At 70.5% G+C, this 26,430-nt stretch carries 25 protein-coding genes; 13 read left to right on the plus strand and 12 right to left on the minus strand.

Going from position 1 to position 26,430, the window contains the following annotated elements; translation table 11 throughout:
* Positions 1-5 precede the first annotated feature (5 nt).
* On the plus strand, positions 6-272 hold the full coding sequence (locus tag ACZ4S3_RS07420) for an SCO4848 family membrane protein (RefSeq protein WP_467927629.1): 267 nt from the start codon (positions 6-8) through the stop codon (positions 270-272).
* A gap of 142 nt (positions 273-414) precedes the next feature.
* Here the strand turns inward: ACZ4S3_RS07420 and ACZ4S3_RS07425 are convergent, their stop codons facing one another.
* From ACZ4S3_RS07425 to ACZ4S3_RS07435, 3 genes are all read right to left on the minus strand, one after another.
* On the minus strand, positions 415-1,845 hold the full coding sequence (locus ACZ4S3_RS07425) for a glutamine synthetase family protein (RefSeq protein WP_467927633.1): 1,431 nt from the start codon (positions 1,843-1,845) through the stop codon (positions 415-417).
* Positions 1,845-3,284: an amino acid permease gene (locus ACZ4S3_RS07430; RefSeq protein ID WP_467929581.1), complete on the minus strand. Its 1,440-nt coding sequence runs from the start codon at positions 3,282-3,284 to the stop codon at positions 1,845-1,847. Before ACZ4S3_RS07430 ends, ACZ4S3_RS07425 begins: the two co-directional genes overlap by 1 nt.
* Positions 3,285-3,477: 193 nt before the next feature.
* Positions 3,478-4,497, minus strand: coding sequence for a hypothetical protein (locus tag ACZ4S3_RS07435; RefSeq protein WP_467927637.1), 1,020 nt, complete (start codon positions 4,495-4,497; stop codon positions 3,478-3,480).
* Between the two features lie 630 nt (positions 4,498-5,127).
* On the opposite strand from ACZ4S3_RS07435, the gene ACZ4S3_RS07440 reads away from it, so the two are divergent.
* The 4 genes from ACZ4S3_RS07440 (at position 5,128) to ACZ4S3_RS07455 (ending at position 9,815) form a co-directional block, all read left to right on the plus strand.
* Complete coding sequence (locus ACZ4S3_RS07440) at positions 5,128-6,426, plus strand: metallophosphoesterase (protein ID WP_467927639.1); 1,299 nt, start codon at positions 5,128-5,130, stop codon at positions 6,424-6,426.
* Between the two features lie 275 nt (positions 6,427-6,701).
* The gene (locus tag ACZ4S3_RS07445; RefSeq protein WP_467927643.1) at positions 6,702-7,013 is read left to right on the plus strand and encodes a hypothetical protein; all 312 of its coding nucleotides are present in this window, start codon (positions 6,702-6,704) and stop codon (positions 7,011-7,013) included.
* A gap of 68 nt (positions 7,014-7,081) precedes the next feature.
* Positions 7,082-8,518: a hypothetical protein gene (locus ACZ4S3_RS07450; protein ID WP_467927646.1), complete on the plus strand. Its 1,437-nt coding sequence runs from the start codon at positions 7,082-7,084 to the stop codon at positions 8,516-8,518.
* 115 nt (positions 8,519-8,633) lie between these two features.
* Positions 8,634-9,815: a S8 family peptidase gene (locus tag ACZ4S3_RS07455; protein ID WP_467927649.1), complete on the plus strand. Its 1,182-nt coding sequence runs from the start codon at positions 8,634-8,636 to the stop codon at positions 9,813-9,815.
* Between the two features lie 262 nt (positions 9,816-10,077).
* On the opposite strand, the gene ACZ4S3_RS07460 is transcribed toward ACZ4S3_RS07455, so the two are convergent.
* Together ACZ4S3_RS07460 and ACZ4S3_RS07465 are read right to left on the minus strand one after the other, a co-directional pair.
* Positions 10,078-10,818 carry a TetR/AcrR family transcriptional regulator gene (locus ACZ4S3_RS07460; protein ID WP_467927652.1) on the minus strand — a complete coding sequence of 247 codons (741 nt, stop codon included), beginning with the start codon at positions 10,816-10,818 and terminating at the stop codon, positions 10,078-10,080.
* 33 nt (positions 10,819-10,851) lie between these two features.
* Positions 10,852-11,682 (minus strand): alpha/beta fold hydrolase, encoded by an 831-nt coding sequence (locus ACZ4S3_RS07465; RefSeq protein ID WP_467927655.1) that lies wholly within the window; start codon positions 11,680-11,682, stop codon positions 10,852-10,854.
* A 119-nt stretch (positions 11,683-11,801) separates the two neighbouring features.
* Here ACZ4S3_RS07465 and ACZ4S3_RS07470 point away from each other — a divergent pair, with 119 nt between their 5' ends.
* Both ACZ4S3_RS07470 and ACZ4S3_RS07475 read left to right on the plus strand, forming a co-directional pair.
* Positions 11,802-12,215: a MerR family transcriptional regulator gene (locus ACZ4S3_RS07470; RefSeq protein WP_467927658.1), complete on the plus strand. Its 414-nt coding sequence runs from the start codon at positions 11,802-11,804 to the stop codon at positions 12,213-12,215.
* 182 nt (positions 12,216-12,397) lie between these two features.
* The gene (locus tag ACZ4S3_RS07475) at positions 12,398-13,174 is read left to right on the plus strand and encodes a hypothetical protein (RefSeq protein ID WP_467927663.1); all 777 of its coding nucleotides are present in this window, start codon (positions 12,398-12,400) and stop codon (positions 13,172-13,174) included.
* A 57-nt stretch (positions 13,175-13,231) separates the two neighbouring features.
* On the opposite strand, the gene ACZ4S3_RS07480 is transcribed toward ACZ4S3_RS07475, so the two are convergent.
* The 5 genes from ACZ4S3_RS07480 to ACZ4S3_RS07500 all read right to left on the minus strand — a co-directional run bounded on the left by ACZ4S3_RS07480 (position 13,232) and on the right by ACZ4S3_RS07500 (position 17,277).
* Entirely contained in the window at positions 13,232-14,005 is a 774-nt protein-coding gene (locus ACZ4S3_RS07480; RefSeq protein ID WP_467927665.1) for a succinate dehydrogenase iron-sulfur subunit, read from the minus strand.
* Positions 14,005-15,759, minus strand: coding sequence for a succinate dehydrogenase flavoprotein subunit (gene sdhA, locus ACZ4S3_RS07485; RefSeq protein ID WP_467927670.1), 1,755 nt, complete (start codon positions 15,757-15,759; stop codon positions 14,005-14,007). The genes ACZ4S3_RS07480 and sdhA overlap by 1 nt, the downstream gene beginning before the upstream one ends.
* Before the next feature lie 25 nt (positions 15,760-15,784).
* Positions 15,785-16,252 (minus strand): succinate dehydrogenase hydrophobic membrane anchor subunit, encoded by a 468-nt coding sequence (locus ACZ4S3_RS07490; RefSeq protein WP_467927675.1) that lies wholly within the window; start codon positions 16,250-16,252, stop codon positions 15,785-15,787.
* 9 nt (positions 16,253-16,261) lie between these two features.
* Positions 16,262-16,642 carry a succinate dehydrogenase, cytochrome b556 subunit gene (sdhC, locus tag ACZ4S3_RS07495; protein ID WP_467927680.1) on the minus strand — a complete coding sequence of 127 codons (381 nt, stop codon included), beginning with the start codon at positions 16,640-16,642 and terminating at the stop codon, positions 16,262-16,264.
* Between the two features lie 182 nt (positions 16,643-16,824).
* A complete protein-coding gene (locus ACZ4S3_RS07500) occupies positions 16,825-17,277 on the minus strand; it encodes a 2-oxo-4-hydroxy-4-carboxy-5-ureidoimidazoline decarboxylase (protein WP_467927684.1) in 453 nt (150 codons plus the stop codon).
* Between the two features lie 529 nt (positions 17,278-17,806).
* Between ACZ4S3_RS07500 and ACZ4S3_RS07505 the strand changes: the two genes are divergently transcribed.
* The 3 genes from ACZ4S3_RS07505 (at position 17,807) to ACZ4S3_RS07515 (ending at position 21,864) form a co-directional block, all read left to right on the plus strand.
* The gene (locus ACZ4S3_RS07505; RefSeq protein WP_467927687.1) at positions 17,807-19,480 is read left to right on the plus strand and encodes a beta-N-acetylhexosaminidase; all 1,674 of its coding nucleotides are present in this window, start codon (positions 17,807-17,809) and stop codon (positions 19,478-19,480) included.
* A 522-nt stretch (positions 19,481-20,002) separates the two neighbouring features.
* A complete protein-coding gene (locus tag ACZ4S3_RS07510; RefSeq protein WP_467927688.1) occupies positions 20,003-20,818 on the plus strand; it encodes an RNA polymerase sigma factor in 816 nt (271 codons plus the stop codon).
* On the plus strand, positions 20,818-21,864 hold the full coding sequence (locus ACZ4S3_RS07515; protein ID WP_467927692.1) for a hypothetical protein: 1,047 nt from the start codon (positions 20,818-20,820) through the stop codon (positions 21,862-21,864). The genes ACZ4S3_RS07510 and ACZ4S3_RS07515 overlap by 1 nt, the downstream gene beginning before the upstream one ends.
* 171 nt (positions 21,865-22,035) lie before the next feature.
* Here the strand turns inward: ACZ4S3_RS07515 and ACZ4S3_RS07520 are convergent, their stop codons facing one another.
* Positions 22,036-22,887 (minus strand): L,D-transpeptidase family protein, encoded by an 852-nt coding sequence (locus ACZ4S3_RS07520; RefSeq protein WP_467927696.1) that lies wholly within the window; start codon positions 22,885-22,887, stop codon positions 22,036-22,038.
* Between the two features lie 134 nt (positions 22,888-23,021).
* Between ACZ4S3_RS07520 and ACZ4S3_RS07525 the strand changes: the two genes are divergently transcribed.
* Complete coding sequence (locus tag ACZ4S3_RS07525; protein ID WP_467927701.1) at positions 23,022-24,620, plus strand: acyl-CoA mutase large subunit family protein; 1,599 nt, start codon at positions 23,022-23,024, stop codon at positions 24,618-24,620.
* 153 nt (positions 24,621-24,773) lie between these two features.
* Positions 24,774-24,986 carry a hypothetical protein gene (locus tag ACZ4S3_RS07530; protein WP_388265006.1) on the plus strand — a complete coding sequence of 71 codons (213 nt, stop codon included), beginning with the start codon at positions 24,774-24,776 and terminating at the stop codon, positions 24,984-24,986.
* Positions 24,987-25,015: 29 nt separating this feature from the next.
* Here ACZ4S3_RS07530 and ACZ4S3_RS07535 read toward each other — a convergent pair whose 3' ends face one another.
* Positions 25,016-25,723, minus strand: coding sequence for a FadR/GntR family transcriptional regulator (locus ACZ4S3_RS07535; RefSeq protein ID WP_467927708.1), 708 nt, complete (start codon positions 25,721-25,723; stop codon positions 25,016-25,018).
* A gap of 173 nt (positions 25,724-25,896) precedes the next feature.
* Here ACZ4S3_RS07535 and ACZ4S3_RS07540 point away from each other — a divergent pair, with 173 nt between their 5' ends.
* A complete protein-coding gene (locus ACZ4S3_RS07540; protein WP_467927712.1) occupies positions 25,897-26,412 on the plus strand; it encodes a gluconokinase in 516 nt (171 codons plus the stop codon).
* Positions 26,413-26,430 lie beyond the last annotated feature (18 nt).

Genomic DNA, 26,430 nt, shown 5'->3' on the forward strand with positions numbered 1-26,430 from the left:
AAACCATGAAGCTCTCTCGCCCCGTGTCCTGGTTCCTGCTCGCCTTCGGGGTCTGGAGCTGGTTCATCTGGATCACTTTCGTCAAGAATCTCTGGCAGGACGGCAGCGGCCTCGCCTTCAACGCCGCAGGTGACCCGACCGCCTACTTCTGGGTGCATCTGCTGCTCGCGGTGACGTCCTTTCTCTTGGGGACGGCGATCGGCGTCATCGGGTTCCGAGGGGTGCGGGCGCTTCGGCGTGAGTCCGCCGACGAGGCGGCGGGGCAGGCGTGAGGCAGGTCACGCGGCCGCGCCCCCGTGGCCCGGCCCGTGACCCCGAGGGCGTAACGCGCTCCCTTCTGTAACTCTCTTCCTGCGGCGCCGAGTTGACGTCAGGCCCGCGACTCGTCGCCGCGCACCGTCCGCGGCCACCGGGTCACGCGCGGGCCAGCCACCGCTCCCGCTCCGCGTCGGTGACCGTGCGCCGGTGATGGTCGATCTCCAGCTGGGCGAGGTGGGCATAGTGCTCCACCACGTCCGCGCCGAGGGCTTCCCGGGCAAGGGGGCTGTCCCGGAAGGCCGTCCGCGCCTGGTGCAGGGTGGGCGGTACGGGTGTGCCGCCGGCGTCGTAGGCGTTGGCGGTCTGGGCGGGTACGGGCTCGAGGCGCCGCTCGAGGCCGTGGCAGATCGCGGCCAGTGCGGCGGTCAGGGCCAGATAGGGGTTGGCGTCCGCGCCCGGTACGCGGATCTCCAGATGCCGGCCTTCGCCGTGCCCCACCACGCGGACGGCGCAGGTGCGGTTGTCCTCACCCCAGGTGAAGGTGACGGGCGCGAACGAGCCTGGGGCGAAGCGCTTGTAGGAGTTGATGTTCGGGGCGTAGAGCGGGGCCAGCTGGGGGAGGGCGTCGAGCAGTCCGGCGATGGCATGCCCGGCCAGCGGGGAGAGCCCGCCGTCCGCGCAGCCGGCCGCGCTTCCTGCGTTTGCCCCGCTTCCCGCGCGGCTCCCGCCGATCGCGCTGCCCCCGTCCTCCTGCCACAGCGACACATGCAGATGCAGGCCGCTGGCCACGCCGGTCTCCGGGGCCGCCATGAAGGTGGGGGCCAGACCCGCCCGCGCCCCCAGGGCCCGCACGGCGTGCTTGAAGGCCAGGTGTCCGTCGCAGGCGGCGAGCGCATCCCCGTAAGGGAAGGTCACCTCGACCTGGCCGCCGGCCCCCTCGGTCTTGATCGCCTCCACCGGGAGCCCGGCGCCGGCGAGCAGGGACTGGAGACGGCCGAAGAACCGCTCCGCGGCCGGGGAATGGTCCAGCGCGTAGTCCAGGTTCTCCGTGGTCAGCGGCCGCAGCCCCTGGTGGCCGCGCTCGGCCGCCTGCTCGTACGTGCCCTGGTAAAGGACGAATTCGGTTTCCAGGCCGGCCTTGACGTGCAGACCGTGCCGCTCGGCCAGCCGGTCCAGCTGCCGGCGCAGCAGCTGCCGCGGTGCCACGGCGACGGGCCGGTGATCGGGGCCGTAGGCATCGCCCAGGACGAGCGCGGTGCGCGCTATCCACGGCACCGTACGCAGCGTCGCCAGGTCCGCGCGCACCGCCAGGTCCTGGTAGCCGGTCTCCCACGAGGCCAGTGCGAAGCCGTCCACGGGCGTCATATCGACGTCAGTGGCCAGCACATACGCGCACATCTCGGCACCGTCCCGGGCGATGCGTTCGAGGAAGTGCCGCACGTCGTACCGCTTGCCCTTCAGCCGCCCCTGGAGATCGGGGACGGCGAGCAGCACCGTGTCGATGCGGCCGGCGCCGGCCAGTTCCCGAAGCCGGGGAAGGGTCAGGAGCCCGGTGGGGCGGTGGTCCTCGGTGTCCCCGGTGGCCATCAAACGATCTCCTCTTCGAAGCTGTCCGCCGAGCGGTCGAAGCCGTGGGCGGGTACCTCGTAGGAGCGCCGTCCGGCGACCCGCCACCAGATCCACGCCAGCAGCAGGACGCACAGCAGCGCGACCGGCGCGTAGTTGAAGGTCTCGACGGAGAACATGCTCCCTCCCTCCGGGCGGCTCTGCGGCAGGCAGAAGAGCACGGTCACGAACACCACCCAGACCACCGCGATGCAGCCGACCGGCACACCCCAACGGCCCAGATTCCACGGGCCGGCCCGGAACGTGTTGCCCTTCCGCACGCGGAGAAAGATCGGGATGGCGTAGGCGGGGGTGATACCGATGACGTTGATGCTGGTGATCGCCGCGTACGCGGTCGGGCTGTAGAGGCTCGGCAGGGCGAGCAGGGCGGCGGCGCAGGCGGCCAGCCAAACGGCGTTGCGCGGGGTGCCGGTGCGCGAGTGCACCCGCCGCCACAGCCGCGAACCCGGCAGCGCACCGTCCCGGCTGAAGGCGAACACCATCCGGGACGCCGCGGCCGTCTCGGCGTTGCCGCAGAACAGCTGTGCCGCGATCACGATCAGCAGCAGCGCCTTCGCGCCGCCCGCCCCGAGCGCGTCCAGGAAGATCTGGGCGGGCGGAACTCCGGTCGCCGTGCCCTGTGTTGCCGCGTAGTCCTGGATGGCGAAGGTGAGCCCGCCGAGCAGGACGAAGCCGGCCACCCACGACCAGCCGATCGCCCGCATGATGCCGCGGGCCGCGGACACCTGCGCGTTGGTGGTCTCCTCGGACAGATGCGCGGAGGCGTCGTAGCCGCAGAAGGTGTACTGCGCGAGCAGCAGACCGATCAGGGTGACGTACAGCGGGCTGGACCAGCCGGTGTCATTGGCGAAGTGCCCGAAGACAAAGCCCGGCGACTGGTGATGGGAGGGCACGACGGCCAGTACGCCGACGATCACGGCGACGCCGCCGAGGTGCCACCAGACGCTGATGCTGTTGAGAATGCTGACCAGCCGGACCCCGAAGAGGTTCAAGGTGGCGTGCAGGGCGAGGATGACCAGGTAGATCACCATGGTCTTGCCCTCGGTCGGCGTGAACCCGAACTGCAGGTTCAGGAAGGCGCCGGTGAACAGCGCGGCCCCGTAGTCGATGCCGGCGATCGCGCCGAGCAGCCCGAGAAGGTTGAGCCAGCCGGTGTACCAGCCGAACTTGCGGCCGCCGAGCTGTTCCGCCTGGTAGTACAGCGCCCCCGAGGTCGGGTAGGCGGAGGTCACCTCGGCCAGTCCGGCGCCGACGAACATCACCATGAAGCCGACCGCGACCCAGCCCCACATCATCACGGCCGGACCGCCGGTGTTCAGCCCGAAGCCGTACAAGGTCATGCACCCGGACAGGACGCTGATGACGGAGAAGCTGATGGCGAAGTTCCCGAACGGACCCATACGGCGGGTCAGCACCGGCTCGTAGCCGAGCTCGCGCAAGTACACATCATCCGCCGCGATGCCGGCCGAACGACGAGGCGGGACTTTACGGAACACGGAACTACCTCCAGGGATGGGGGTGTGGGGGTGTGGGAGGAGGGTGCGGGTCAGGGGGCTGAGGGGTGTGCGGGTGACGGGAGAGGAACCGGAACCGTCACGGGTGCGGACCGGCGCGTGGCGCGTGCGTGCGGGCGAAGGACAGCGACTCCCGGCCGGCCCGCAGAAACAGCGCCTCGCCGTTCTCCCGCCCCGCCGTGTCCCCGCTGACGGACAGCCACGGCTCGCGCGCCGCGTAGGGGCCCATCGCCCCGAACACCTCGGCCGCCTCCAGGAACGTGTGGCTCACCCACAGCGCATAGGCCAGATGGTTCAGATCGGCCAGGGAACGCAGCGCCGGATCCGCGGTGCGGAACCACTCGTGGAAGGCCTTGAGCGTGTAGGTAAGGGTGGGGTCCTCCGCCCACTTACGCCGCCACAGCGGGTCGGTCCGGCCCGCGGCCCGCTGTTGCCGGACCTGCTCGACCTGCGCATACGCCGGTAACAGCAGCAGTGGTGACCCGGCCGGTGCCCATGACGCCGCCCACCGCCCGAAGTCGAAGACCGCGGCGAGGGACGCGGAGCGGGGCACGTCCCGGGCGAGGAGGAACTGCATCACCCGGTGGTACGCCTCACGGTTGCCGGGATCGCGCTGGTCGATCTGGTGCAGCAGCCCCCAAGGGCCGCTCGGCAGCATCGGCTCGGCCGACCACTCGCGATGCTCGGGGCGCTGCTGGCGCCCGTCGATCTGCGCCAGGGCCAGCAGGCATATCCACGGCACGGGGTCCCGCGACGCCCAGCGCGCGGCCCGCAGCGCCGCCTGCCGCGCCTTGTCGTCGAATCCCGCCGCACCGGCGGCGTGCTGTTGGCGGTGCGCACGCAGGGCCCGTTCGACGAACACCCGGGCCTGCAGCACCAGCGCGTCATAGCTGTCCGGCTCCTCGGCCAGCCAGACATCGATCACATCGGACCGCGCGGCGGCGACGGCCAGCATCTGCGTACGGGAGGTCCGCAGCGCCCATTGTGTGCCGGTGTCCCGTAACACCTTCTGCGCGGCTCTCCAGCGGCCCGCTTGCAGCTCGACCAGCGCTACTCGCAGGTCATCGTCCAGGCCGGCCGGGTTATATACAGGGCGCATGAGCACGCTCACGGCATAGCCGGCGGTCCCATAATGCGGACGTGGCGCGGCGGGGTAAGCAGGACGGTGCTCTGGAGCGACACCGTATTCCGGCAGAGTCCGGCTCTGCCGCATTGTGAGGCAACGACATCGAATTCCTATGCAGGAACCGGGAGTTGTCCTCCCGGTGTGGGGGGTTCAGAAGCGCGCGGCTGGAATGTAGCAGACGGCGAAGGGGAGTTACTGCGGTTGATCGTCTTCGTGACGGCCGCTGGGAACTTGCCCGGATGGCGACGCGGGAACGTGCCAAGTGACCTGCTCCGTAACGAGCTTAGGCGCAGAAGTTTCGCGTGGGCGGGCGGATTCCAGGATCAGACGGCAGACGCCTCGCCGGCCCACCGCTCCGGTATCCCTCTCCTCTCCCCCTCCCCTCATCTCTCCCTCCCTTGGCGCCCACTCGGCTTGCGATTGCTCACACGCCCGCCACGATGTCAATTGTTTAAAATTCATCGGCCTGTTGGATGTGCCGTGCGGCCAGGGGGAATTCCCGCCCCGCCGCCTCCCTTACCGTTGGGCGCTATACCGTGCCGGGAGCGTGCCGGGCCGGCAGGCGCTCAAGCCTGCAGGCGCTCAACAGTCTGGGGAGTCCGCGTGGTCTTCGCCTTGATCGTGGTCCCGGTCCTCGGGATGTTCTTCGCGGCGCATCGCTATCTGTGGTGCCGGCTGATCCGCGACACGACCGCGCCGGGCGGCTGGGCCCGCCGTACGGGGACGGTCGCGGCCTTCGCTCTCCCGGTCATCGCCCTCGCCGCACTGCTCGCCGGGCGCCTCGGCGCACCGTTCGTCCTGCAGCAGGCGCTGGCCTGGCCCGGTTACCTCTGGCTGGCGCTGGTGCTCTATCTGGTCACGGCGCTGCTGGCGGGGGAAGTCGTACGGGGGGTCTGGCTACGGGTCTGGCTCCGCAGGGCCCCGGAGCGGCCGACCCCCTCGCTCACGGCCTCCACAACAGCCCCCTCGCACGCACCGTCACACACTCCCTCCCCCTCCCCCTCTTGCTCCCCCTCACCCTCGTCCTCCCCCACCCTCCTCCCGCCCCGTACCCCCGCCCTGCCGCCGCTCCCCACCCCGCCCCGCCGGCTGTTCGTCGCGCGAGCGGTCGCGGCCGGTGCGTCCCTCGCCGCGGCGGCCACCGTCGGATACGGCACCGCGACCACCCTGCGCGGCCCCCGCGTGAAGCGCGTGACCGTTCCACTGGCCAAACTGCCGCGCGCCGCACACGGCTTCCGTATCGCCGTCGTCAGCGATATCCACCTGGGCCCGGTCCTCGGCCGCGCCCACACCCGGCGCGTCGTCGAGACGATCAACCGGACCAACCCCGACCTGGTGGCCATCGTCGGCGACCTGGTGGACGGCAGCGTCCCCGACCTCGGCCCGGCCGCCGAACCGCTGCGCGACCTGCACTCCCGGTACGGGTCGTACTTCGTCACCGGAAATCACGAGTATTACTCGGGGGCGGCTCAATGGGTCGATTACGTACGTGAATTGGGTATTCAGCCGCTGGAAAATGCGCGTACCGAACTTCCCGGGTTCGATCTCGCGGGGATCAATGATCTCGCGGGGGAGAGCGAACAGGCGGGCCCGGACTACGGATCGGCCCTCGGCGGCCGCGATACCACCCGGCCCGTCGTCCTTCTGGCGCACCAGCCCGTGACCATCCACGAAACCGTCCGCCACGGCGTGGATCTCCAGCTCTCCGGCCATACCCACGGCGGTCAGATGTGGCCGGTCACCTATCTCGCCGCGGCTACCAATCCCACCGTCGCGGGCCTGGCGCGGTACGGCGACACCCAGCTGTATGTCACCCGCGGCGCGGGGGCGTGGGGGCCGCCGGTTCGGGTGGGGGCGCCACCGGATGTGACGGTGGTCGAACTTGCCTCGACGCGGGTGTAGTTCGGGGCCTCTCGATGCCGTTGAGGGCGGCCTGGAAGGGGTGAACGGGCTGCCGTTCGGGTATTGAGTAACGGACTGTCTACGAAGTGCGTCCGCATTACGCCCCGAATCGGACAGATCACGACTTACGATCTTGCTATTTTGCCCGCCAACTCCGTAATCTTTATTGACTTTACGCTGCCCGTCGACCCTCGCCGTGGCGGCGCCGCACGGGGCGGCGTGGCGAGTGGGGCGACGGGGTCCAGCCGGGTGTGCGCATTACGGGGAGAGTGGTCATGGGCAAGCATTTCAAGGTTGATCTGGATGAGCTGGACGGCGTCGTGCGTCAGCTCAGGCACCTTCAGCACGATATGGATGAAGCCGGCCAGAAGGTCGAGTACGGCACGAACGTCCCGAAGTCGGCCTTCGGGGTCAATTTCGGCGAGGCGGAGGAAGTCTCCCACGCCCATGACCGCATGCAGACGTACCTGAAGGACGTCGTGAAGGCGCTCCAGGACCTCACCCACAAGTTCGGCGAGAAGACAGAGGCAAGCCGCGGTGCCTACGAGGACCAGGATCACGAGACCAAGGTCTCGATGAACGGCTGACCGTGCACCGCGAGGCAGGACGAGGACGAGAGGGATGAGGATGATGGGGGGCCGGCGTGGTTGACGCCATGCAGGAGAAGCAAAGCGCCGAGAACTGGGAGAAGCAGCACAAGGAGGAGGAGCAGCACAAGGCGCATGAGCGGGAAAACAAGCTCAAGTCGTTCAAGGGTGAGCGCCTGACCCCGCACTCCCCTTCCGACTTCCACCACCACGGCATCAACGCGCTCCGGAAGATGATCGCGAATGCCAAGCCCGAGACGCTCGAGTCCGCCGGCGACCACTGGCGCAAGTCCGCCGACCTGCTCGGTGGCGAGGACGGGCATGGTGGCGTCCGCAAGAAGTTCCTGGATGCCGTCGATCACGCGACGGCGCACTGGGAGGGCTCGGCGGCCGACGGGTTCCGCAAGGAAGCCATCAAGGTGCTCGGCAAGATCGACAGGACGTACGCGCATGCTCGGGCGACCGAGGCGTCGCTGATCGGCTCGCGTGAGTCGGGCGCGGAAGTTGGCCTCGCCCACAACCTTCGGCTGGCCATGGATGCCATGTCGAAGATCCATGACCCGGGCAACTGGGAGAGCCTCAAGGACGACAGCGGCGACGACGCCCAGTTCCACCGGGACATGGCGAACCCGAAGATGGACGCCCGCCAGGCGCTTGAGCTCAACCGGGACAAGCTGTCCCTGAGCAAGGAGCGTCAGGTCGAGGCGGTCATCGTGATGGATGAGCTGGCGGACCACTACGCCGGCCGCGGAAGGCAGTGGGGTGACCCCGAAGACGGCCTCCACGGTGACTGGCCGAAGGAGCCCTCGAACGCCCCGCACCCGCCCCCGGTGCGGATGCCCAACACGGACGACAGGCACCACCCGGATCCGTCGTCGATCACACCGCACCAGCCCCATGGTGTGGGTGGCGGCGCCGTCCCGCCCGGTTTCGACGGCCCCAAGATCAGTCGGCCGGACCTGCCGGTCCACACCGGACTCGACGGCCTGCAGGGCAGCACCATGACCCCGCCCTCGGTCTCCGGTGGATACCCCGGTGGCCCGCCCGGCGGCGGACATAGCGTGGTCGGCGGTCCGGGCGGCGGCCCGCCCGGCGCGATGCCGCCAGGCGGCCCCTTTGGCATACCGGGTGGCGGCTCCATGCGCCCCGGCGGCGGGCGTGGTGCGCCTGGTGCCGGAGGTATGCGCGGAGGCATGCCGGGCGCGGGCGGCGCGGGCGGCGCCAAGGGCGGCAAGACGGGCGCGGTCGGACGCAGCGGTGCGCAGGCGCGTACCCGTGGCGGCATGGCCGGCAAGCCGGGTGGCCCCGCGGGCGGCGCCAAGCAGGGCGGTTCGGGTCTGCATCGCAGCCGTGGCGGCAAGCAGGCGGGCATGGGCGCCCCCGGAGCCAAGGGCAAGGACAAGAGGGAGAAGGAGCGCACCACCGGTGAGCGCCCCGACTACCTGGTCGAGGACGAAGAGACGTGGACGCCGCAACGCAATGTGGTGCCCCGCGTCATCGAGTAGGACACCGGCACCGTCGTACGGCGGCTGGTAAGGAGTGGCCCCGCACCCGAGGGTGCGGGGCTTCTCTTCGGATGGAACACTGCCGCCCGGACAGCACAGCGAGAAGGAGCCAAGCATGAGGGTCACCCGAGCACTGCGCGCGACGGTGGGTGCCGCGCTGACCGGCGCGCTGCTCATCACCGCGAGCGGTACCGCCTCCGCGGATCAAACGCGCAAGGATCTGTGGCCGTTGGAGGCGTTCGGGGCCGAGCAGCTGTGGAAGGAGGCCACCGGAAAGGGCGTAACGGTGGCCGTGATCGACAGTGGCTTTCGGAAGACTCATCAGGATGTGAAGGGGCAGTTCCTCCCGGGGCCGGACTACGGGCAGGCAACCGAGGCTGAGGGAGCCAAACACCTCAAGCCGGGTGAGGACGTACGCGACCACGGCACCGGCATGGCTGCGATCATCGCGGGCCATGGGCACGGCCCCGGTGGCTCCGGCGGCGTCAAGGGACTGGCGCCGGAGGCCAAGATCCTTCCCGTACCCGAGTACCACAACGGCGCTCAGGGCACCCGCTGGGCCGTGGATCACGGCGCCGACGTCATCAACATGTCCTACGGCGGAGGCCGCTTCGGTGACGACTGCGAATCCATCCAATACGCCCTTTCCGAGGGGGTCGTGGTTGTTGCCTCCGTGGGTAACGACGGTTCAACCGCGCGACAGTATCCGTCGGGCTGCCCGGGTGTGATCGGTGTCGGAGCGGTCGACCAGTACGGCAAGTCCTCCGACGCCAACAACTACAACTCGGACATGGACCTGCTCGCCCCCGGCGTGCAGATCCCGGCCGCGACGGGCAAGAGCGACTCGAGCTACCAGACCAGGGACGGCAGCTCGGGGGCCACCGCCTACGTCTCCGCCGCCGTAGCCCTCATCAAGGAGAAGTACCCCGACCTCACACCCGGCCAGATCGCCAACCGCCTGGTGAAGACGGCCGGTCTGCCCTCGTCGGAGAAGGGCCTCAAGCACCCGGACGCCCATTACGGCTACGGCTTCATCCAGCCCGGCCCCGCCCTGCGCAAGGACATCCCCGCAGGCTCCAAGGAGGGCCCGCTGCCGATGCCGAAGGGCAAGGCGTCATCCAAGTTGGAGGCCGGTGCGCCCGACGCCGACCCGCCGGTGGGCGGCAAGAAGGTGGTGAACGCCGCCCTGCTGTACGGCGGCATCGGCGCCGGCGTTCTGCTGGTCATCGCGGCCGTCGTCGCCATCGTCGTCGTGTCCCGTCGCCGCAGGAACGCCGGCGGTCAGCACTGGGGCTGAGGCGGCCGCCGAGGACCCGGGCCGGCAGGGCACGAGCGCGGTAACGGGGCGCGGGCACGCGCTGCGGGCAGTAGGAAGCCGCCGCCCGGCCTGGTGAGGAAGGGCGGCGGGCCCCGATCCGGCGCGGCCGGGCACGGCTCCCGGGAGCGTCAGGGCGAGGGCGGCTATCACGGCCGCGCTTCGACGGATTCGCTTCATGATCCCGAGCCTACGAAGGGGCCGGTGCGCACGCCGCCCAACGTACGTCCTGGGCTCCGGACCGTCAGGTTCTGCTGGCCCGCTCCGATTCGGCGCCGGGGAGGAGGAACTCCTCCAGCACGTCCGTCACTTCGCGTACCAGGGGGCGCAGAACCCGGAAGCGGGAGGCGGCGATGGCGCGGGCGACCAGAGGAGAGGTGCGCTCCACCAGGGCGCGGCTGCGGGCGCAGTTCGCGGAGCGGTCGTGGACCCAGTAGAGGACCAGGCCCATTTGCTGCAGCCAGAGCAACCGGGGGAGCTGTTCGGCGAGTTCGGGGTCCGCCTTGATGTCGGCGCCGGCCAGGAGGCGGCGGTGCAGGTCGATGACGGCCTCGCGGGGGCCCGCGGACTCGTCGGAGAAGGGGCTGAGCGGACTGGCCGGGTCGGCGGCGTTCTTGAAGAACTGGGCGGCGAACTCGTGGTACGGCTCGGCGATGTCCAGCCAGGCCAGCAGCACCCCGCGCAGCCGCCGCGCCAGTCCGGTCTCCCGCGCGAGAACGTCCTCGACGGCGGCCGCGTGCTCCTCGGCCATCCGGTCGTAGAAGCCCTGGACCAGATGCTCCTTGGAGGCGAAGTAGTAGTACGCGTTCCCGACGGAGACCCCGGCCTCCTGGGCGATGGCCCGCATGGTGGTCTTGTCGTAACCGCGCTCCCGGAAGAGGCGCAGTGCGGTCTCCAGGATCAGCCGCCGGGTCTGCTCGCTCTTGGCGCCGGGGCCGCCCCCGGACCTCGGCGCCTTCCCGCTGCTCGTCGTTGCGTCGTCCACGCTGACGACCCTAATCGGGCGGCGGGGCGGGCGTCACAGCCCGTGCTGGGCGAGGAAGGCCGCGATCAGCCGCTGCCACTCCTCCGGGCGCTCGACCATCGGCAGATGCCCGGTGGCGATCTCGGCGTACTCGGCTCCGGGGATGTGGTCGGCCAGTAGGCGGGAGTGGGACGGGTGGACCAGGGGGTCCCGGGTCGTGGCGATGACGAGGGTCGGCACGGAGATGCCGGGGAGGTCGGCGGTGATGTCCAGGGTCTGCACGAGCGCCGCCTGCTCGGCGGAGCCGCGGGGCGGGAGGGCCGGGTCCGGGTCCAGTACGGTCCGCATCCCGTCCGCGGACAGGCCGTTGAGGTAGGCGCGGGAGAAACCGCTGAGCGCCCGCGCCTGGGCGAAGCCCGCGTAGTCACCGCGCTCCAGGAGGTGCAGCCAGTGGTCCATCCAGACGGTCATATGGGCGTCGGCCCTGGCGAGCCCGGCGGTCAGCACGAGGCCGCGGACGCGTGAGGGGTGGCGTGCGGCGGCCCGTACGGCGACCGCCGTACCCATCGAGAAGCCGATCAAAGTGAAGGAGTCGAGGCCGGCGTCGGTGGCCTCGGCGACCAGCGCGTCGGCCAGGTCGTCCAGCGCCAAGGGGGCGGTGGCGCGTGGGGTGTCGCCCGAGCCCGGGTAGTCGGGGGCCACCACGCGGTGGCCGGAGGCCGCCAGTACGGGGATGAGCTGCCCGTAGTTCGACTGGATGCTGCCGGTCGCGCCGTGCGCCAGGAGGATGCCGGGGCCGGTGGGGGCGCCGGAAACGGTGGTGGACAGGGGCGGGAGGTCGGCGGCCGGCGCCGGAATGCGGGTGCTCGCGGAAATGTTGGTCATGGCGTCGAGACTGCACTGTGACACCGGTGTAAAGGTCAAGTCGGCCGCAGGGAAAGGCGATGCCCGGGGATCGGGATCGGGATCGGGATCGGGGCGAACGGGGTATGGGGGAGCGGGTCATGGGGGAGCGGGACCGGATGCGGATCGGCGAGCTGGCGCGGCGCAGCGGCGTCAGTACGCGCTCGCTGCGCTACTACGAGCAGCGCGGGCTGCTCCGAGCCCGGCGGGACGCCAGCGGCTACCGGCGCTATGACGCCGAATCGCTCGAAACCGTCGCCCGGATACGCGAACTCCTGGCCACCGGGCTCAACACGGACGACATCCGCGCTCTGCTGCCCTGTGCCCAGGGCGGCCCGGGACTGGCCTCCTGCGCATTGTCCTGCGGCACGATCGAGCGGCAGAGGACCCAACTGGACGCGGAAATAGCCGAGTTGCAGCGCCGTCGGGCCGCCCTGGAGGCGTATGCGCAGGTCATGCGGGAGCGGCGGGCACAGGACGAGGCGCTGGCCGCGAGGGCGCTGCGTTCGGCCTGAGCAGCCGGAGCGGCACGGAGCGGGCGGGGAGCCGAAACCGCGGCGAACCTCTGCCGCTCCTTCCGCGTGTCTGGCTTGCGGCAAGCGCCCGGCCGACGGATTCTCTTGTGCACGTCGCTCGGGGGAGCGGCGGGCCCCGGCAGAGCGGGGGATCCCGAATACCGGGGGACGATGTGCTGCGAGTGCACTTCACCGCACAGGATCTGGCGCGTACGCGCGTGGCCGAGGGGGCCGATCCGCTGTGGGAGACCATCCTGAGCCTGCACGCACTGCGCGAGAGCCGGACCGAGCCCGCCCTGGCCGCGTGGCGGCGGCATGCCGTGCGGCACGGCCCGGGGCCGTTACGGACCCTCTTCCCGCTGGTGCCGCAGCACGGCTATTTTCCGGACTTCCTCACCCCGACCGCCACCGCCGACGGTGTCGAGCCGGGCCTGGAGGCCGTGATGAGCACGCCACGGACGCGGCTGCGCGCCGAGCTGGCCGTACTGGCCGGACATCGGGCGCTGCCGGGCTGGACGCGCGATATCGCGGCGGGGGAGCCGGCCGCGCTGCGGCATCTCGCCCGCAGCCTGCGCACGTACCACCATCACGCCATCGCGCCGTCCTGGCCGGTGATCGCCGAACGGGTCGCCACGGACCGGGCGTTGCGCCGGCATGCGCTGGACGAGGCCGGGGCGGAGGCGATGCTGCGGACGTTCGGACCGGCGATGCGATGGCGGCCGCCGGTGCTGGAGGTCGACTACCCGGTGGAGCGGGACCTCCATCTGGAGGGGCGCGGCCTGGTCTTCGTCCCGTCGTACTTCTGCCGCGACGATCCGGTGGCGCTCGCGGACGAGGCGCTGCGGCCGGTGCTGGTCTATCCGGCCTGGGAGGCGGAAAGCCAGATGCGCAAGGGCCCGGCCCCCGGTGCGATCACCGGGTGCCGGGCCCTGCTTGCAGGTACCGCAACCATCAATTGAGGAACCCACGCGGCGAGCAGCCACCTCCGCGAGAGCGGCGGCGGTTTGGCCGCAAAGTCAGAAGCGCCGGGTGATCAGCGCCCGCTTGACTTCCTGAATCGCCTTCGTGACCTCGATGCCACGCGGGCACGCGTCCGTGCAGTTGAAGGTCGTCCGGCAGCGCCAGACACCGTCCTTGTCGTTCAGGATCTCCAGCCGCTGCTCACCGCCCTCGTCACGCGAGTCGAAGATGAAGCGGTGCGCGTTGACGATCGCCGCCGGGCCGAAGTACTGGCCGTCGTTCCAGAACACCGGGCACGAGGACGTGCACGCGGCGCACAGGATGCACTTGGTGGTGTCGTCGAAGCGCTCGCGGTCCTCGGCGGACTGCCGGCGCTCACGGGTCGGCTCATTGCCGGTCGTGATCAGGAACGGCATCACATCGCGGTACGCCTGGAAGAAGGGCTCCATGTCGACGACAAGGTCCTTCAGCACCGTCAGGCCCTTGATGGCCTCGACGGTGATCGGCTTCTCAGGGTTGATGTCCTTGATCAGCGTCTTGCAGGCGAGACGGTTGCGGCCGTTGATCCGCATGGCATCCGAACCGCAGATGCCGTGGGCGCAGGAACGACGGAAGGTCAGCGTCCCGTCCAGCTCCCACTTGATCTTGTGGAGGGCGTCCAGGACGCGCTCCTTGGGGTCGATCTCCAGCTGGAAGTCCTCCCAGCTCGCGTCCTCCGAGACCTCCGGGTTGAACCGGCGGATCCGGAAGGTGACCGTGATCAGATGCGAAGCGCCGTCCTCGGCCGCGTCCAGTGCCGCGGAGTGCTTGTCGAGAGTCGGGGTGCTCATCAGTACTTACGCTCCATCGGCTGGTAGCGGGTCTGCACGACCGGCTTGTAGTCGAGGCGGATCGACTCGGTGCCGTCTGCGCCCACCTCGCGGTACGCCATGGTGTGCCGCATGAAGTTGACGTCGTCGCGGTTGGGGTAGTCCTCGCGGTAGTGACCGCCGCGGGACTCCTTGCGGGCCAGCGCGGACACCGCCATGACCTCGGCCAGGTCGAGCAGGTTGCCCAGCTCGACGGCCTCCAGCAGGTCGGTGTTGAACCGCTTGCCCTTGTCCTGGATGGACACGTTCAGGTACCGCTCGCGCAGCTCGGCGATCTTCTCGACGGCCGTCTTGATCGTCTGCTCGGTGCGGAACACCATCACATTGGCGTCCATGCACTCCTGGAGCTCCTTGCGCAGCTCCGCCACCCGCTCGGTGCCGGTGGAGGTGCGCAGCCGCTCGACCTGGTCGACGACGAGCTGCGCCGGCTCCTCGGGGAGCTCGACGTACTCGGCCGTGGCCGAGTACTCCGCCGCCGCGATGCCGGCCCGGCGCCCGAAGACGTTGATGTCCAGGAGCGAGTTGGTGCCCAGGCGGTTGGCGCCGTGCACGGAGACACAGGCGACCTCGCCGGCCGCGTACAGGCCCGGGACGACGGTGGTGTTGTCCGAGAGGACCTCACCCTCGACGTTGGTCGGGATGCCGCCCATGGCGTAGTGCGCGGTCGGCTGGATCGGGATCGGGTCCGTGTAGGGCTCGATGCCGAGGTACGTGCGCGCGAACTCGGTGATGTCGGGCAGCTTGGCGTCCAGCTGCTCCGGCGGCAGGTGGGTGAGGTCCAGGTAGACGTGGTCGCCCTCGGGGCCGCAGCCGCGGCCCTCACGGATCTCCGTGTAGATGGAGCGCGAGACGACATCACGACTCGCGAGGTCCTTCATGACGGGCGCGTACTTCTCCATGAAGCGCTCGCCGTCCTTGTTGCGAAGGATGCCGCCCTCGCCGCGCGCACCCTCGGTCAGGAGGATGCCCATGCGCCAGATGCCCGTCGGGTGGAACTGGAAGAACTCCATGTCCTCCAGCGGCAGGCCACGGCGGTAGGCGGCCGCCTGGCCGTCACCCGTCAGGGTGTGCGCGTTGGAGGTCACCTTGAAGAACTTGCCGGTGCCGCCGGAGGCGAAGATGATCGCCTTCGCCTGGAAGACGTGGATCTCGCCGGTGGCCAGCTCGTACGCCACGACGCCCGCGGACTTCTTGACGCCGTCGACGTCCTGGAGCAGCAGGTCGAGCACGTAGAACTCGTTGAAGAACTCCACGCCCTCCTTGACGCAGTTCTGGTACAGCGTCTGGAGGATCATGTGGCCGGTGCGGTCCGAGGCGTAGCAGGACCGGCGGACCGGGGCCTCACCGTGGTTACGGGAGTGACCGCCGAAGCGGCGCTGGTCGATCGTGCCGTCCGGGGTGCGGTTGAACGGCAGGCCCATCTTCTCGAGGTCGAGGACCGAGTCGATGGCCTCCTTCGCGAGGATCTCGGCGGCGTCCTGGTCGACCAGGTAGTCGCCGCCCTTGATCGTGTCGAAGGTGTGCCACTCCCAGTTGTCCTCCTCGACGTTCGCGAGGGCGGCGGCCATGCCGCCCTGGGCGGCGCCGGTGTGGGAGCGGGTCGGGTAGAGCTTCGTCAGGACCGCGGTGCGGCTGCGCTTCGTCGACTCGATGGCCGCGCGCATGCCCGCGCCGCCGGCGCCGACGATGACGGTGTCGTACTTATGGATCTTCATGGGTCGGTTACCTCAGCCCCGGGGCCTAGCGGATGTTCGGGTCGAAGGTGAAGATCACCAGCGTGCCCAGAAGGACGGTGAACACCGTGGCGGTGTACAGCAGCATCTTCAGCCAGAAGCGGGTGTTGTCCCGCTGCGCGTAGTCGTTGATGACGGTGCGCAGGCCGTTGGCGCCGTGCAGCATGGCCAGCCACAGCATGACCAGGTCCCAGGCCTGCCAGAACGGCGAGGCCCAGCGGCCGGCCACGAACGCGAAGCCGATCTTGGAGACGCCGCCGTCCAGCACGAGCTGGATCAGCAGGTGGCCCAGGACCAGGACGACCAGGACGATGCCGGACAGCCGCATGAACAGCCAGCCGTACAGCTCGAAGTTGGTACGGGTCGACTTCGGGGTCTTGCCCGTGCGCTTGCGCGGCGGCTCGATCACCGGCGCCGGGTGGTCCACGTCGTAGAGGGACACGGAGTCGTTCACAGGAGTCGTTTCAGCAGACATCTCGCGTCATCAGCTCCCGAACAGCGTGCGCAGGGTGTGCTGCAGCACGGGGTAGAAGGCACCGGCCATCAGAACGACCCAGACACCGACCACGGACCACAGCATCTGCTTCTGGTACTTCGGGCCCTTGGCCCAGAAGTCCACCGCGATGACCCGCAGGCCATTGAGAGCGTGGAAGAGGATGGCGGCCACCAGGCCGTACTCCATCACATTGACGATCGGTGTCTTGTAAGTCGCCACGACGTTGTCGTACGCCTCGGGGGAGACGCGTACGAGAGCGGTGTCGAGGACGTGTACGAACAGGAAGAAGAAAATGAGGACGCCAGTGACTCGATGAGCCACCCAGGACCACATGCCTTCCCGGCCGCGGTACAGCGTTCCAGCCGGCACGGAAGAACCCTCCGGGAGCGGGGATTAGGGCCGCGCCGGCTTCTCTGTCGGTCGGGCCCGGCCGGGTACGGTCCACCGGCCGCTCGTCATCGTATCGACGAGTTGTCGGTTCCTCGCGCGGGGGTCCTTAGGTGTGATCAAACAGCCACCAACGGGCTATCACACAAGCACCAACCGGTCCTTTACGGGAGAGAAGCCGCGAGTCGGGCCACCCTGCCGCGAGTGAGCCGGCGCAGCTCCTCGGCGGCGACCACCCGCTCCTCGTCCGGCTCATTGCCGAGCCGGGTGCGGATGCCGCACAGCACCTGGTCCAGCTGTTCGTCGTCGCGGTAGCCGTCCAGGCAGATGACGAAGGCATGTCGAAAGCGGCGCTCGTACTCGGCGTGCGCGGCCCGCAGGGCGGTGTGGGCGGCGAGTGTGCCGGGCCCGCGGGCGCCGACGAGCGGGTGCGGGGAGACCGATTCCCGGGCGAGTGCCTCGTCCACCTCGGCCGGGGCGAGGTCGTAGCAGGCCTCGTCGGAGGCGGCCAGCAGCGACTCCAGATCGGGGTACGGGCGGTGCGCGGCGATCCGCTGGGCCCAGCGGTCGCAGCCGCAGCAGGTCAGCAAGGCGGCCTCGGCGTCATCGCGCGGCACGGTGTTGAAGCGGTCGAGCCCGGTGCCGGACCCCCGGCCCTGAGGTACCGCGGCCCGGCTGTGCGGGCGTATGCCGCACGGGGCGGTGAGCGGGGGAAGCGTCGTCGGCCGGGTGGTCGATGTGTCACCGGACAGCGTGGGCTCCTCGGGCGGACGGAGGGTGGGAAATGGACAGGGGCTGGACTGCGGAGGGGCCGGACGGCTCAGATGGGGCGGATGGATCTTTCGACGGGTGCGGGATGGACGGCTGACGGAAGCTGGAGAGGAACCGGACGGACGCCGGACGCGTACGGAAGGGGAGGCGGGTGTGGTGGCGGCGCTGCGCGCGACACGACACCCCGGCAAAAGCCGTCGATCCGGGACCCCTGGGACGGGGGTGACGGATGGAATCGCCACGCTAACGACGCTTGTCGACCGCTGTCCGATGGATGCGCGAATTTCACCCGGATGAGAGAGCTTTCGCGCACTTAGTGGACGGCGACCCCGCACACCTGGCAATGCCTTCGCCCCGAAAAGTGAGGATTGCACGATGTCGAACCCGACCCACCCGAGGTCACGCAAAACCCCGGTGGCCTGGTCGGCCGGGCTGCTGGCCCCGGCGCTCGCTTCGGCGCTGGCGCTCACCGGCTGCTCCGGCGCCGCCGACTCCCAGCCACCGGGCAGTACAGGCACCTCGGCAGCCCCCGCACCCACGCCCACCTGGGCCGCCGTCACCGGCAAGCCGCAGGTCATCCCCGCCGTACGGGACTTCTCCCCGGCCGACGGCCGCGGCTGGCGCCCGTCCAAGGGAGCCCGGATCGTCGTGTCGGCCGGGCAGAAGAGCACCATTGCCGATGAGGCGCAACTCATGGCCCAAGATCTCGGCGGGCTGCCGGTGGTGTGGGGTGACCAGACCGTACGGCCAGGTGATATCGAGGTGAAGCTCACCGGGAAAAAAGGGGCCGGCCGGCCGGACAACGCGCCGGCCCGGAGCACCGCCGACGAGGCCTACACCCTCACCGCCCGCGGCACCCGGCTCACTCTGACGGCCCCGACGGACGCCGGAATCTTCAACGGCACCCGCACCGTCAAACAGGCCGTGCGCTCCGCCGGAGGCCTGCCCGAGGGCACCATCAAGGACCAGCCGGACCGCCCGCAGCGCGGCCTGTCGCTGGACAACGCCCGTAAGCCGTTCAGCGCGGCCTGGATCGAGGACCGGATCAAGGAGCTCGGCGACCTCAAGCTGAACCAGTTCCAGCTGCACTTCTCCGACGACCAGGGATGGCGCATCCAAAGCGATACGCACCCCGAGATCGTCTCCCAGGACCACCTGACCAAGGACCAGGTACGGCATCTGATCAAGGTCGCGCGCAGCCGGCACATCGCGGTCATCCCCGAGATCGACTCGCCGGGCCACCTGGGCGCCGTCCTCGACCACTATCCCGATCTCGTCCTGCGCAATGCCCAGGGCCGGCCGGTCAAGGGCGCGATCGACATCTCCAAGCCGAAGGCCGCCCAGCTCATCGACTCGCTGCTGCGCGAGTACGCGGCGCTGTTCAGCAACCCCAAGGGCGCCGACGCCTACTGGCATCTGGGCGGCGACGAGTACCAGGCGCTGATGTCCAGCGACCCGGAGACCTCCTACCCGCAGCTGGCGCGGGCCGCGCGGGAGAAGTACGGATCCGGCGCCACCATCGAGGACCTGGCGACCGGCTGGCTCAACGACCGGGAGAAGACCGTGAAGGCCGCGGGCAAGAACCGCATCGAGGCCTGGAACGACGGCTTCTTCGCCGATGGGAAGGTCACCGCCGACAAGGACCGGATGGTCGATTACTGGACCGGCAAGGAGATCGGCAAGCGCGACCCGGCGGCGTTCCTGCGCGAGGGCCGCAACGTCATGAACTTCAACGACGAGTACCTCTACTACGTGCTCGGCGAGCCAAACCAGTTCACCTATCCGACCGGTGAGCGGATCTACCGCAGCTGGACCCCGCGGGTGCTGCGCGGCACCTCCCCGGTGGCGGTGCCCACGAGCCAGACCGGGCCGGACCGGGTGCCGGGCGCGCGGTTCGCGATCTGGGCCGACCTCTCCGGTGCGCAGACGCCGCAGCAGGTCGCGGCCGGGATCCAGCTGCCGCTGGCGGCGCTGGCGCAGAAAACCTGGGACCCGGGAATGCCGAAAATGTCCTGGCAGAGCTTCAAGGCGCTCGCCGGCCGGGTGTGATTTTGGTGTGAATCGAGGGACGGCCGGGGCCGCCACCCCCCACAGGAGAGGCCCCGGCCGTCGTTCACGAGGGGCCCGTTACGGGTCCCTAATCGATACAGCGCCAGACGGCGCGAAAGCGTCACACGAGCGTCACGGGGGGTACGGGGAGGCGCTGGGCGAGCGGTCTGGACGCGGGCCGGGCCAGGCCCGTAACGTGCGGGTTCGCGCCGGAAGGCGCACGGGGCAGGCCTGTTGCCGCGGCCGGAAACGGCCGTGTTTGCGAGGAGTTCCAGATGGATCGGTGCGCGCACCACACGGCGGTCGCGGCGGCGGACGCGGGCCACTTCGGGCGGCTCGGTGCCCGTCCGGTCACCGGGACCTCCGTCGCTCCACGCGGTGGCCCGGGTTCGGAGCGTGTGATCGCACGGGTTACGGTCTGCAGGAACAGCCGGGTTACCCGGGGTCAGCGAAGCAGCTGAGCGAACCGAAAGAGCAGCCAGGACCGGGCGGCGGACATTCCGCGTGCGACAGGATGGACCCGTGCGAGGGGACGACATTCAGCCGGACGACAGTCGGCTGACCGTTGCCGTGCAGGCGGCACAGGATGGTGACGAGGCGGCGTTCCGCACCGTCTACCGCGCCGTACATCCCCGACTTCTCGGATATGTACGGACCTTGGTGGGCGAACCGGACGCAGAGGATGTCGCGTCCGAAGCCTGGCTCCAGATAACCCGCGACCTCGCCCGCTTCAGCGGCGACGCGGACCGCTTCCGCGGCTGGGCCGCCCGGATCGCCCGTAACCGCGCCCTGGACCACATACGCATGCGCGGCCGCCGTCCGGCGATCGGCGGCGACGAGAGCGAACTGGCCGACACCCCCGCGCTGTCCGACACCGCGGGCGAGGCGCTCGAGGCCCTGGGTACCGGCCGCACCCTGCGCCTGATAGCCCGGCTGCCGCAGGACCAGGCCGAGGCCGTGGTGCTGCGCGTGGTGGTCGGACTCGACGCCAAGAGCGCCGCCCAGGTGCTCGGCAAGCGGTCCGGAGCGGTGCGCACCGCGGCGCACCGGGGACTGCGCAAGCTCGCCGAACTGCTCGAGGCCGAGCCCGACGACGGCGAAGGCGGCATTCGCGAGGGGGCTCGCGACGGAGCTCATGACGGAGCTCATGACGGAGCTCAAGGCGGCGCCGACCAGGGCGAAGACCGCGCCTCCGGCCCGGCCGCACGAGGCCCGCGCAAGGGCGGCGGAATGGTGGACGGGGTGCCCGCCCAGGGCCGAAGACGCCGCGACGGCGTGGCGGAATCGTACGTACCAGGTGTGACGGAAACGGCCGCACGAACGCAGAAGGACATGTGATGGCCGACGACCGGTACGAGTGGCTCGACAAGGACGCCGCGGAGCGATTGCTGCGTGGCGACCCGGTCAGTGCCCCGGACGGCAACGGCGCACGCGAACTCCAGCAGCTCCTCGATGCCGCCGCGGCGGTCGGCGGGGGCCCGGCCCAGAGCGCCGAGCTGCCCGGCGAAGCGGCCGCGGTGGCCGCGTTCCGCCGGGCCCAGCACGGCCCCGGCGCGCGGCCGCGCCGCCGCTCGGCGGCCGCCGAGGTCACCTCGGTCCACACCACCCGCTCCGGCGGCGTCGCCGAACGCACCCGCCTCGCGCGCCCCTTCCGGCGCGGCTTCGCCGTCGCCCTCGCGGTCTGCGCGATCGGTGGCGTGGCCGTCGCGGCCGGCACGGGCGTGCTGCCGACCCCTTTCCAGGGCGGCGGCGCCGACCCCGAGCCCGCCGCCAGCGTCTCCGCCGCCGAGACCCCGGGCACCCTCGAATCCCCGGACCCCGGCGCCGAGACCGATGCCACCCGGTCACCGGACGGCAGCCCCAGCCCCGGGACGACCGGCCCCACCGCAACCCCGTCACCGGGCGGGTCTACGCGCGACACCAGTCCCCCCGGCACCACAGGCCCCGGCAGCGGCAGCCCCACCGGCACCGGCCAGGGCGACGACCAGAAGTCCAAGCCCGGCCAGGGCGGAGACGACCGCAGGAAGTTCGTCCTGGCGCTGTGCCGTGAATACGAATCCGGCAAGGGCGGCATGGACCCCGCCACCCGGCGGCGCCTGGAGCGCGCGGCGGGCGGCGCGGAAAAGGTGCACGCCTTCTGCCGTCAGTACCTGGCGAACCAGGTCGGCGGTGGGGGCAACGACGACGGCCTCGTCGGCGGCGCACCGATCGGTGGCCAGAACGGCAGCGGTCAGGGCGGCGACGAGGACGACGACGAGCACCCCGCCACCTCCCCGAGCCCCACCCCGTCGCCCGGCACCGCCACCCCCGCCCCCACACCCTCAACCGCCACGCCTGCCCCCTCCGGCAGCACCCCGAGCACGGCGGCCGCCGGCCGGGTGTGACGTTTTTTGAGCCAGTGACGCAGTAGTGAGTGAAGCCGACTGGTCATCGGCTGCGCGCGAGCCGGGGTTCCCCCCCGTACCCACGGTTCCGCGCCCACGGCGCGGGCGGGGCACGTTCCCCCGGCCCTGCCCGCGCCCCCCCCGGGCCCACCGAGTCCGTGGGCCTGCCGGCTACCGGTGGACGACCACCTTCGTGCCCGCCCCCACCGCAGCGAAGAGCGCGGCGATGCGCCGCTTGTCCCGGACGTTGACGCAGCCGTGCGAGGCACCGCGATACCCCCGCGCCGCGAAGTCCGACGAAAAGTGCACCGCCTGACCCCCGCTGAAGAACATCGCGTACGGCATCGCCGTGTGGTAGATCGTCGAGATGTGACGGCGGCTCTTGAACGTGACGCGGAAGGTGCCCTCGCGCGTCGGGGTGAACTGCGATCCGAAGCGGACGTCCATCGCCGAGACGACCCTGCCGTTCACCCGCCACGTCAGAGTGCGGCTCTTCTTGCTGATGCAGATCACCCGCCCCGTCATACAGCGCCGGTCGGGCATGCCGATCGGCTTGCTGGTGGGCGGGCGGAGCTCGTCGTGCGACGGCGCGCGGGTATGCGAGCGGAGCGCCTTCCAGGCGGCGGGCGGCAGGACCCCGGTGCGCGGCAGCCCCTGCCGCTTCTGGAACGCGCGGACCGCGGCGGCGGTGACCGAGCCGTAATAGCCCGTCGGGGACCGGCCGAAGAGGCCCAGCTGGCTCAGCCTCGCCTGGAGTTCACGGACCTGGGCGCCGCGCGAGCCGCGGGCCATCACCGACCGGGGCCGGGGCCGGTGGGCGCGGCCGTGGTGGGCGGGGGAGGGCGGCTTGGCGTGAGCGGCGGACGGCGTGACCGGCGCCGTCGGCAGAGGGCGGCCGTTGCTGCCGTCGGCCGACCCCGCGCCGGTGACCGTCACCGGCCGGCAGCCCACCGCGGCCGCACACACCACAGCCACCAGGAGCGCCCCTGCCACGGGTCTTGCGCTCTTGCTCTTTCGCCGCATGCCCACTCCCGGATGTCACCGGCCGCACCAGCCTCGCTTCATGCTTTCCAATGCTGCGACGCGGCTAACCTGCGGGCATGCTGGGCAAAGGCGTACAACCGGATGCCATTCACCCAGTGGGAGGCGTACACCCCATGGCGCGCGAGTCGGGCAGTGTCCGATACAACGAGAGCGGCCTGCCCATCGAGCCCGTGTACGGGCCCGAGGCGCTCGCCGGCTGGGATCCGGAGCGGCAGCTCGGCGCGCCCGGCGAGTACCCGTACACCCGTGGCGTGTACCCGTCGATGTACACCGGGCGCCCCTGGACGATGCGTCAGTACGCCGGCTTCGGCACCGCCCGTGAGTCCAACGCCCGCTACCGGCAGCTGATCGCCCACGGCACCACCGGCCTGTCGGTCGCCTTCGATCTGCCGACCCAGATGGGCCACGACTCCGACACGCCCATCGCGTCCGGCGAGGTCGGCAAGGTCGGGGTGGCCATCGACTCCGTCGACGACATGCGGGTGCTGTTCGGCGGCATCCCGCTCGACAAGGTCTCGACGTCGATGACCATCAACGCCCCGGCCGCGCTGCTGCTGCTCCTCTACCAACTGGTCGGCGAGGAAGAAGGCGTGGCGGCCCGTCACCTGACCGGCACCATCCAGAACGACATCCTCAAGGAGTACATCGCCCGGGGGACGTACATCTTCCCGCCGCAGCCGTCCCTGCGTCTGGTCGCGGACACCTTCCGGTACTGCCGGGCCGAGATCCCCAAGTGGAACACCATCTCCATCTCCGGCTACCACATGGCCGAGGCCGGCGCCTCGCCCGCCCAGGAGATCGCCTTCACCCTCACCAACGGCATCGCCTACGTCCGTACCGCCCTCGCCGCCGGTATGGATGTCGACGACTTCGCGCCGCGGCTGTCCTTCTTCTTCGTCTCCCGGACGACACTCCTCGAGGAAGTCGCCAAGTTCCGTGCGGCACGCAGGATGTGGGCCCGGCTGATGCGCGAGGAATTCGGCGCGCGGAATCCCAAGTCGCTGATGCTGCGGTTCCACACCCAGACCGCGGGCGTAGCGCTCACCGCCCAGCAGCCGGAGGTGAACCTGGCCCGGGTCACCGTCCAGGGACTGGCCGCGGTGCTCGGCGGCACCCAGTCCCTGCACACCAACTCCTTCGACGAGGCCATCGCGCTGCCCACCGACAAAGCGGCCCGGCTCGCGCTGCGTACGCAGCAGGTGCTGGCCTACGAGACCGATGTGACCGCCACCGTCGATCCGTTCGCCGGGTCCTACGTCGTCGAGTCGATGACCGACGAGGTGGAGGCCGCGGCCATGGACCTGATGCGCCGGGTCGAGGACCTGGGCGGAGCGGTGGCCGCCATCGAAGCGGGCTTCCAGAAGGGCGAGATCGAGCGGAACGCGTACCGGATCGCGCGGGAGACCGATGACGGCGACCGGGTCGTGGTCGGCGTCAACCGCTTCCAGCTGGACGAGGAGGAGCCGTACGAGCCGCTCCGCCTCGATCCGGCGATCGAGGCGGAACAGGCGGAGCGGCTGGCCACGCTGCGGGCCCGGCGCAACCCCCGCGAGGTGTCGACGGCGCTCGACGACCTGAAGAAAGCGGCCGAGGGGACGGGCAACGTCCTCTACCCGATGCGGGATGCCCTGCGGGCGAAGGCGACGGTGGGGGAGGTCTGCGATGCGCTGCGGGGGGTGTGGGGGACGTATGTCCCTACGGGCGCGTTCTGACGTGCTCCTCCTTACGCTGCCGGGCGCGGGGCGTGCGAGTCGGTGGAGGTGTGACGGGGACCCGGTGACGCGGGAACTGGCCGTGCGGGTGCGGGAGCTGGTGACGGCCGAGCTGGCGGGGAGCGCAACGCGCCAGTCCGTCACACTGGTGCCATGTCGTCACCCCGCCGCGCGTGCCCCGTCTGCACCCGAGAGATCGCCGTTGTCGGCGGCCGCTTCGCCCGTCACGACCCTCCGGGGCGCCGTACGGGGATCGAGCTGATCTCCTGCCCCGGGTCGCGGCGGATGGCCCCGATGATGGCGCCGGCGGAGAAGCTGTTCGACCCGGAGGAACCGCCGATGCCGGGTCAGCAGCCGTTGTTCTGACGCGTCGGACGTCCCGGGCGTGGCACCGACTACGGTGCCAGTACGTCCAGTTCGGCCATCGCGCCGGCCGTGATCTGCCGCGTCAGCGACTCGGCCCGCGCCGCGTCGCCGATGCGTACCGCCTCCGCCACCTGGACGTGCAAGGTCACGGCCGCCGGGTCGGGGTCGGTGAACATCACATGGTGCTGGGTGCGGCCGGTCAGCACCGCGGCGACGACATCGGCGAGCCGGGCGAACATCTCGTTGCCGGAGGCGGTGAGCACCACCCGGTGGAAGGCCATGTCGTGGACGAGGTAGGCGTCGAGCTGCTGGCCGCGTGAGGTGGCGACCATGCCCATCGCGTGTTCGGTGAGCTCGGCGCACTGCTCGGGGGTGGCGTGGGTGGCGGCCAGGCCCGCGGCGACCGGTTCGACGGCGGAGCGCAGTACGGTCAGCGAGCGCAGCTGCCGGGGGCGGTCGCGGCCGGCCAGTCGCCAGCCGATCACCCGCGGGTCGTAGACGTTCCACTCCTCCATCGGGCGGACGGTCACCCCGACCCGCCGCCGCGAGGCGACCAGCCGCATCGACTCCAGCACCCGGATCGCCTCACGGATGACCGTGCGCGACACCTCGAAGCGCTGCTCCAGCTCGTCCGTGCGCAGGACCGTGCCCGGAGGGTATGCGCCCGCGGTGATCGCGGGCCCCAGGGACTCCAATACGCGGGCGTGCAGCCCCTTCCCCAGCCCCTCGTTTTCCATGGGGCAAGCCTACGTTCCCCGGCTTCGACCAATTAAGTATGACGTTTACATCACAGGCTCTTGAATACGTCGTACCTAATGAGTTTCAGTGGGGCTGGCTACGGACCACGTACGAAGGTCGGTAGCCGGTCAACGAAGACAGCGCGGTCAGCGCGGACAGCGAGGTAAGCGGCATGAGCACCCCCCACGTGATCGTCGTGATGGGCGTGGCCGGCACCGGCAAGACGACGATCGGGCCGCTGGTGGCCGCCGCACTGGGCGTCCCGTATGCCGAAGGCGACGACTTCCACCCGCCGGCCAATATCGCCAAGATGTCGGCCGGCACCCCGCTGGACGATGACGACCGCGGCCCCTGGCTGGACGCCATCGGCGCCTGGGCCCACGGCCGAGCCGGGCACGGCGGCGTCGTCAGCAGCTCCGCACTCAAGCGCGTCTACCGTGACCGCCTGCGGGCCGCCGCCCCCGGCGTCGTCTTTCTGCACCTCACCGGGGACCGGGCGTTGATCGAAGGGCGGATGGCCGAGCGCAAGGGCCACTTCATGCCGACCGCGCTGCTGGACTCTCAGTTCGCCACGCTCGAGCCGCTCGGCGCGGACGAGGCGGGCGTCGCGGTGGAGGTGTCCGGCACGCCGCGGGAGATCGCCGACCGCGCCGTAGCCGCCTTGCACCACCTCGAACCGGCCGCCTGATCGGGCGGCCGCCCCCGT

The organism is Streptomyces sp. NPDC028368 (genome assembly GCF_055565615.1).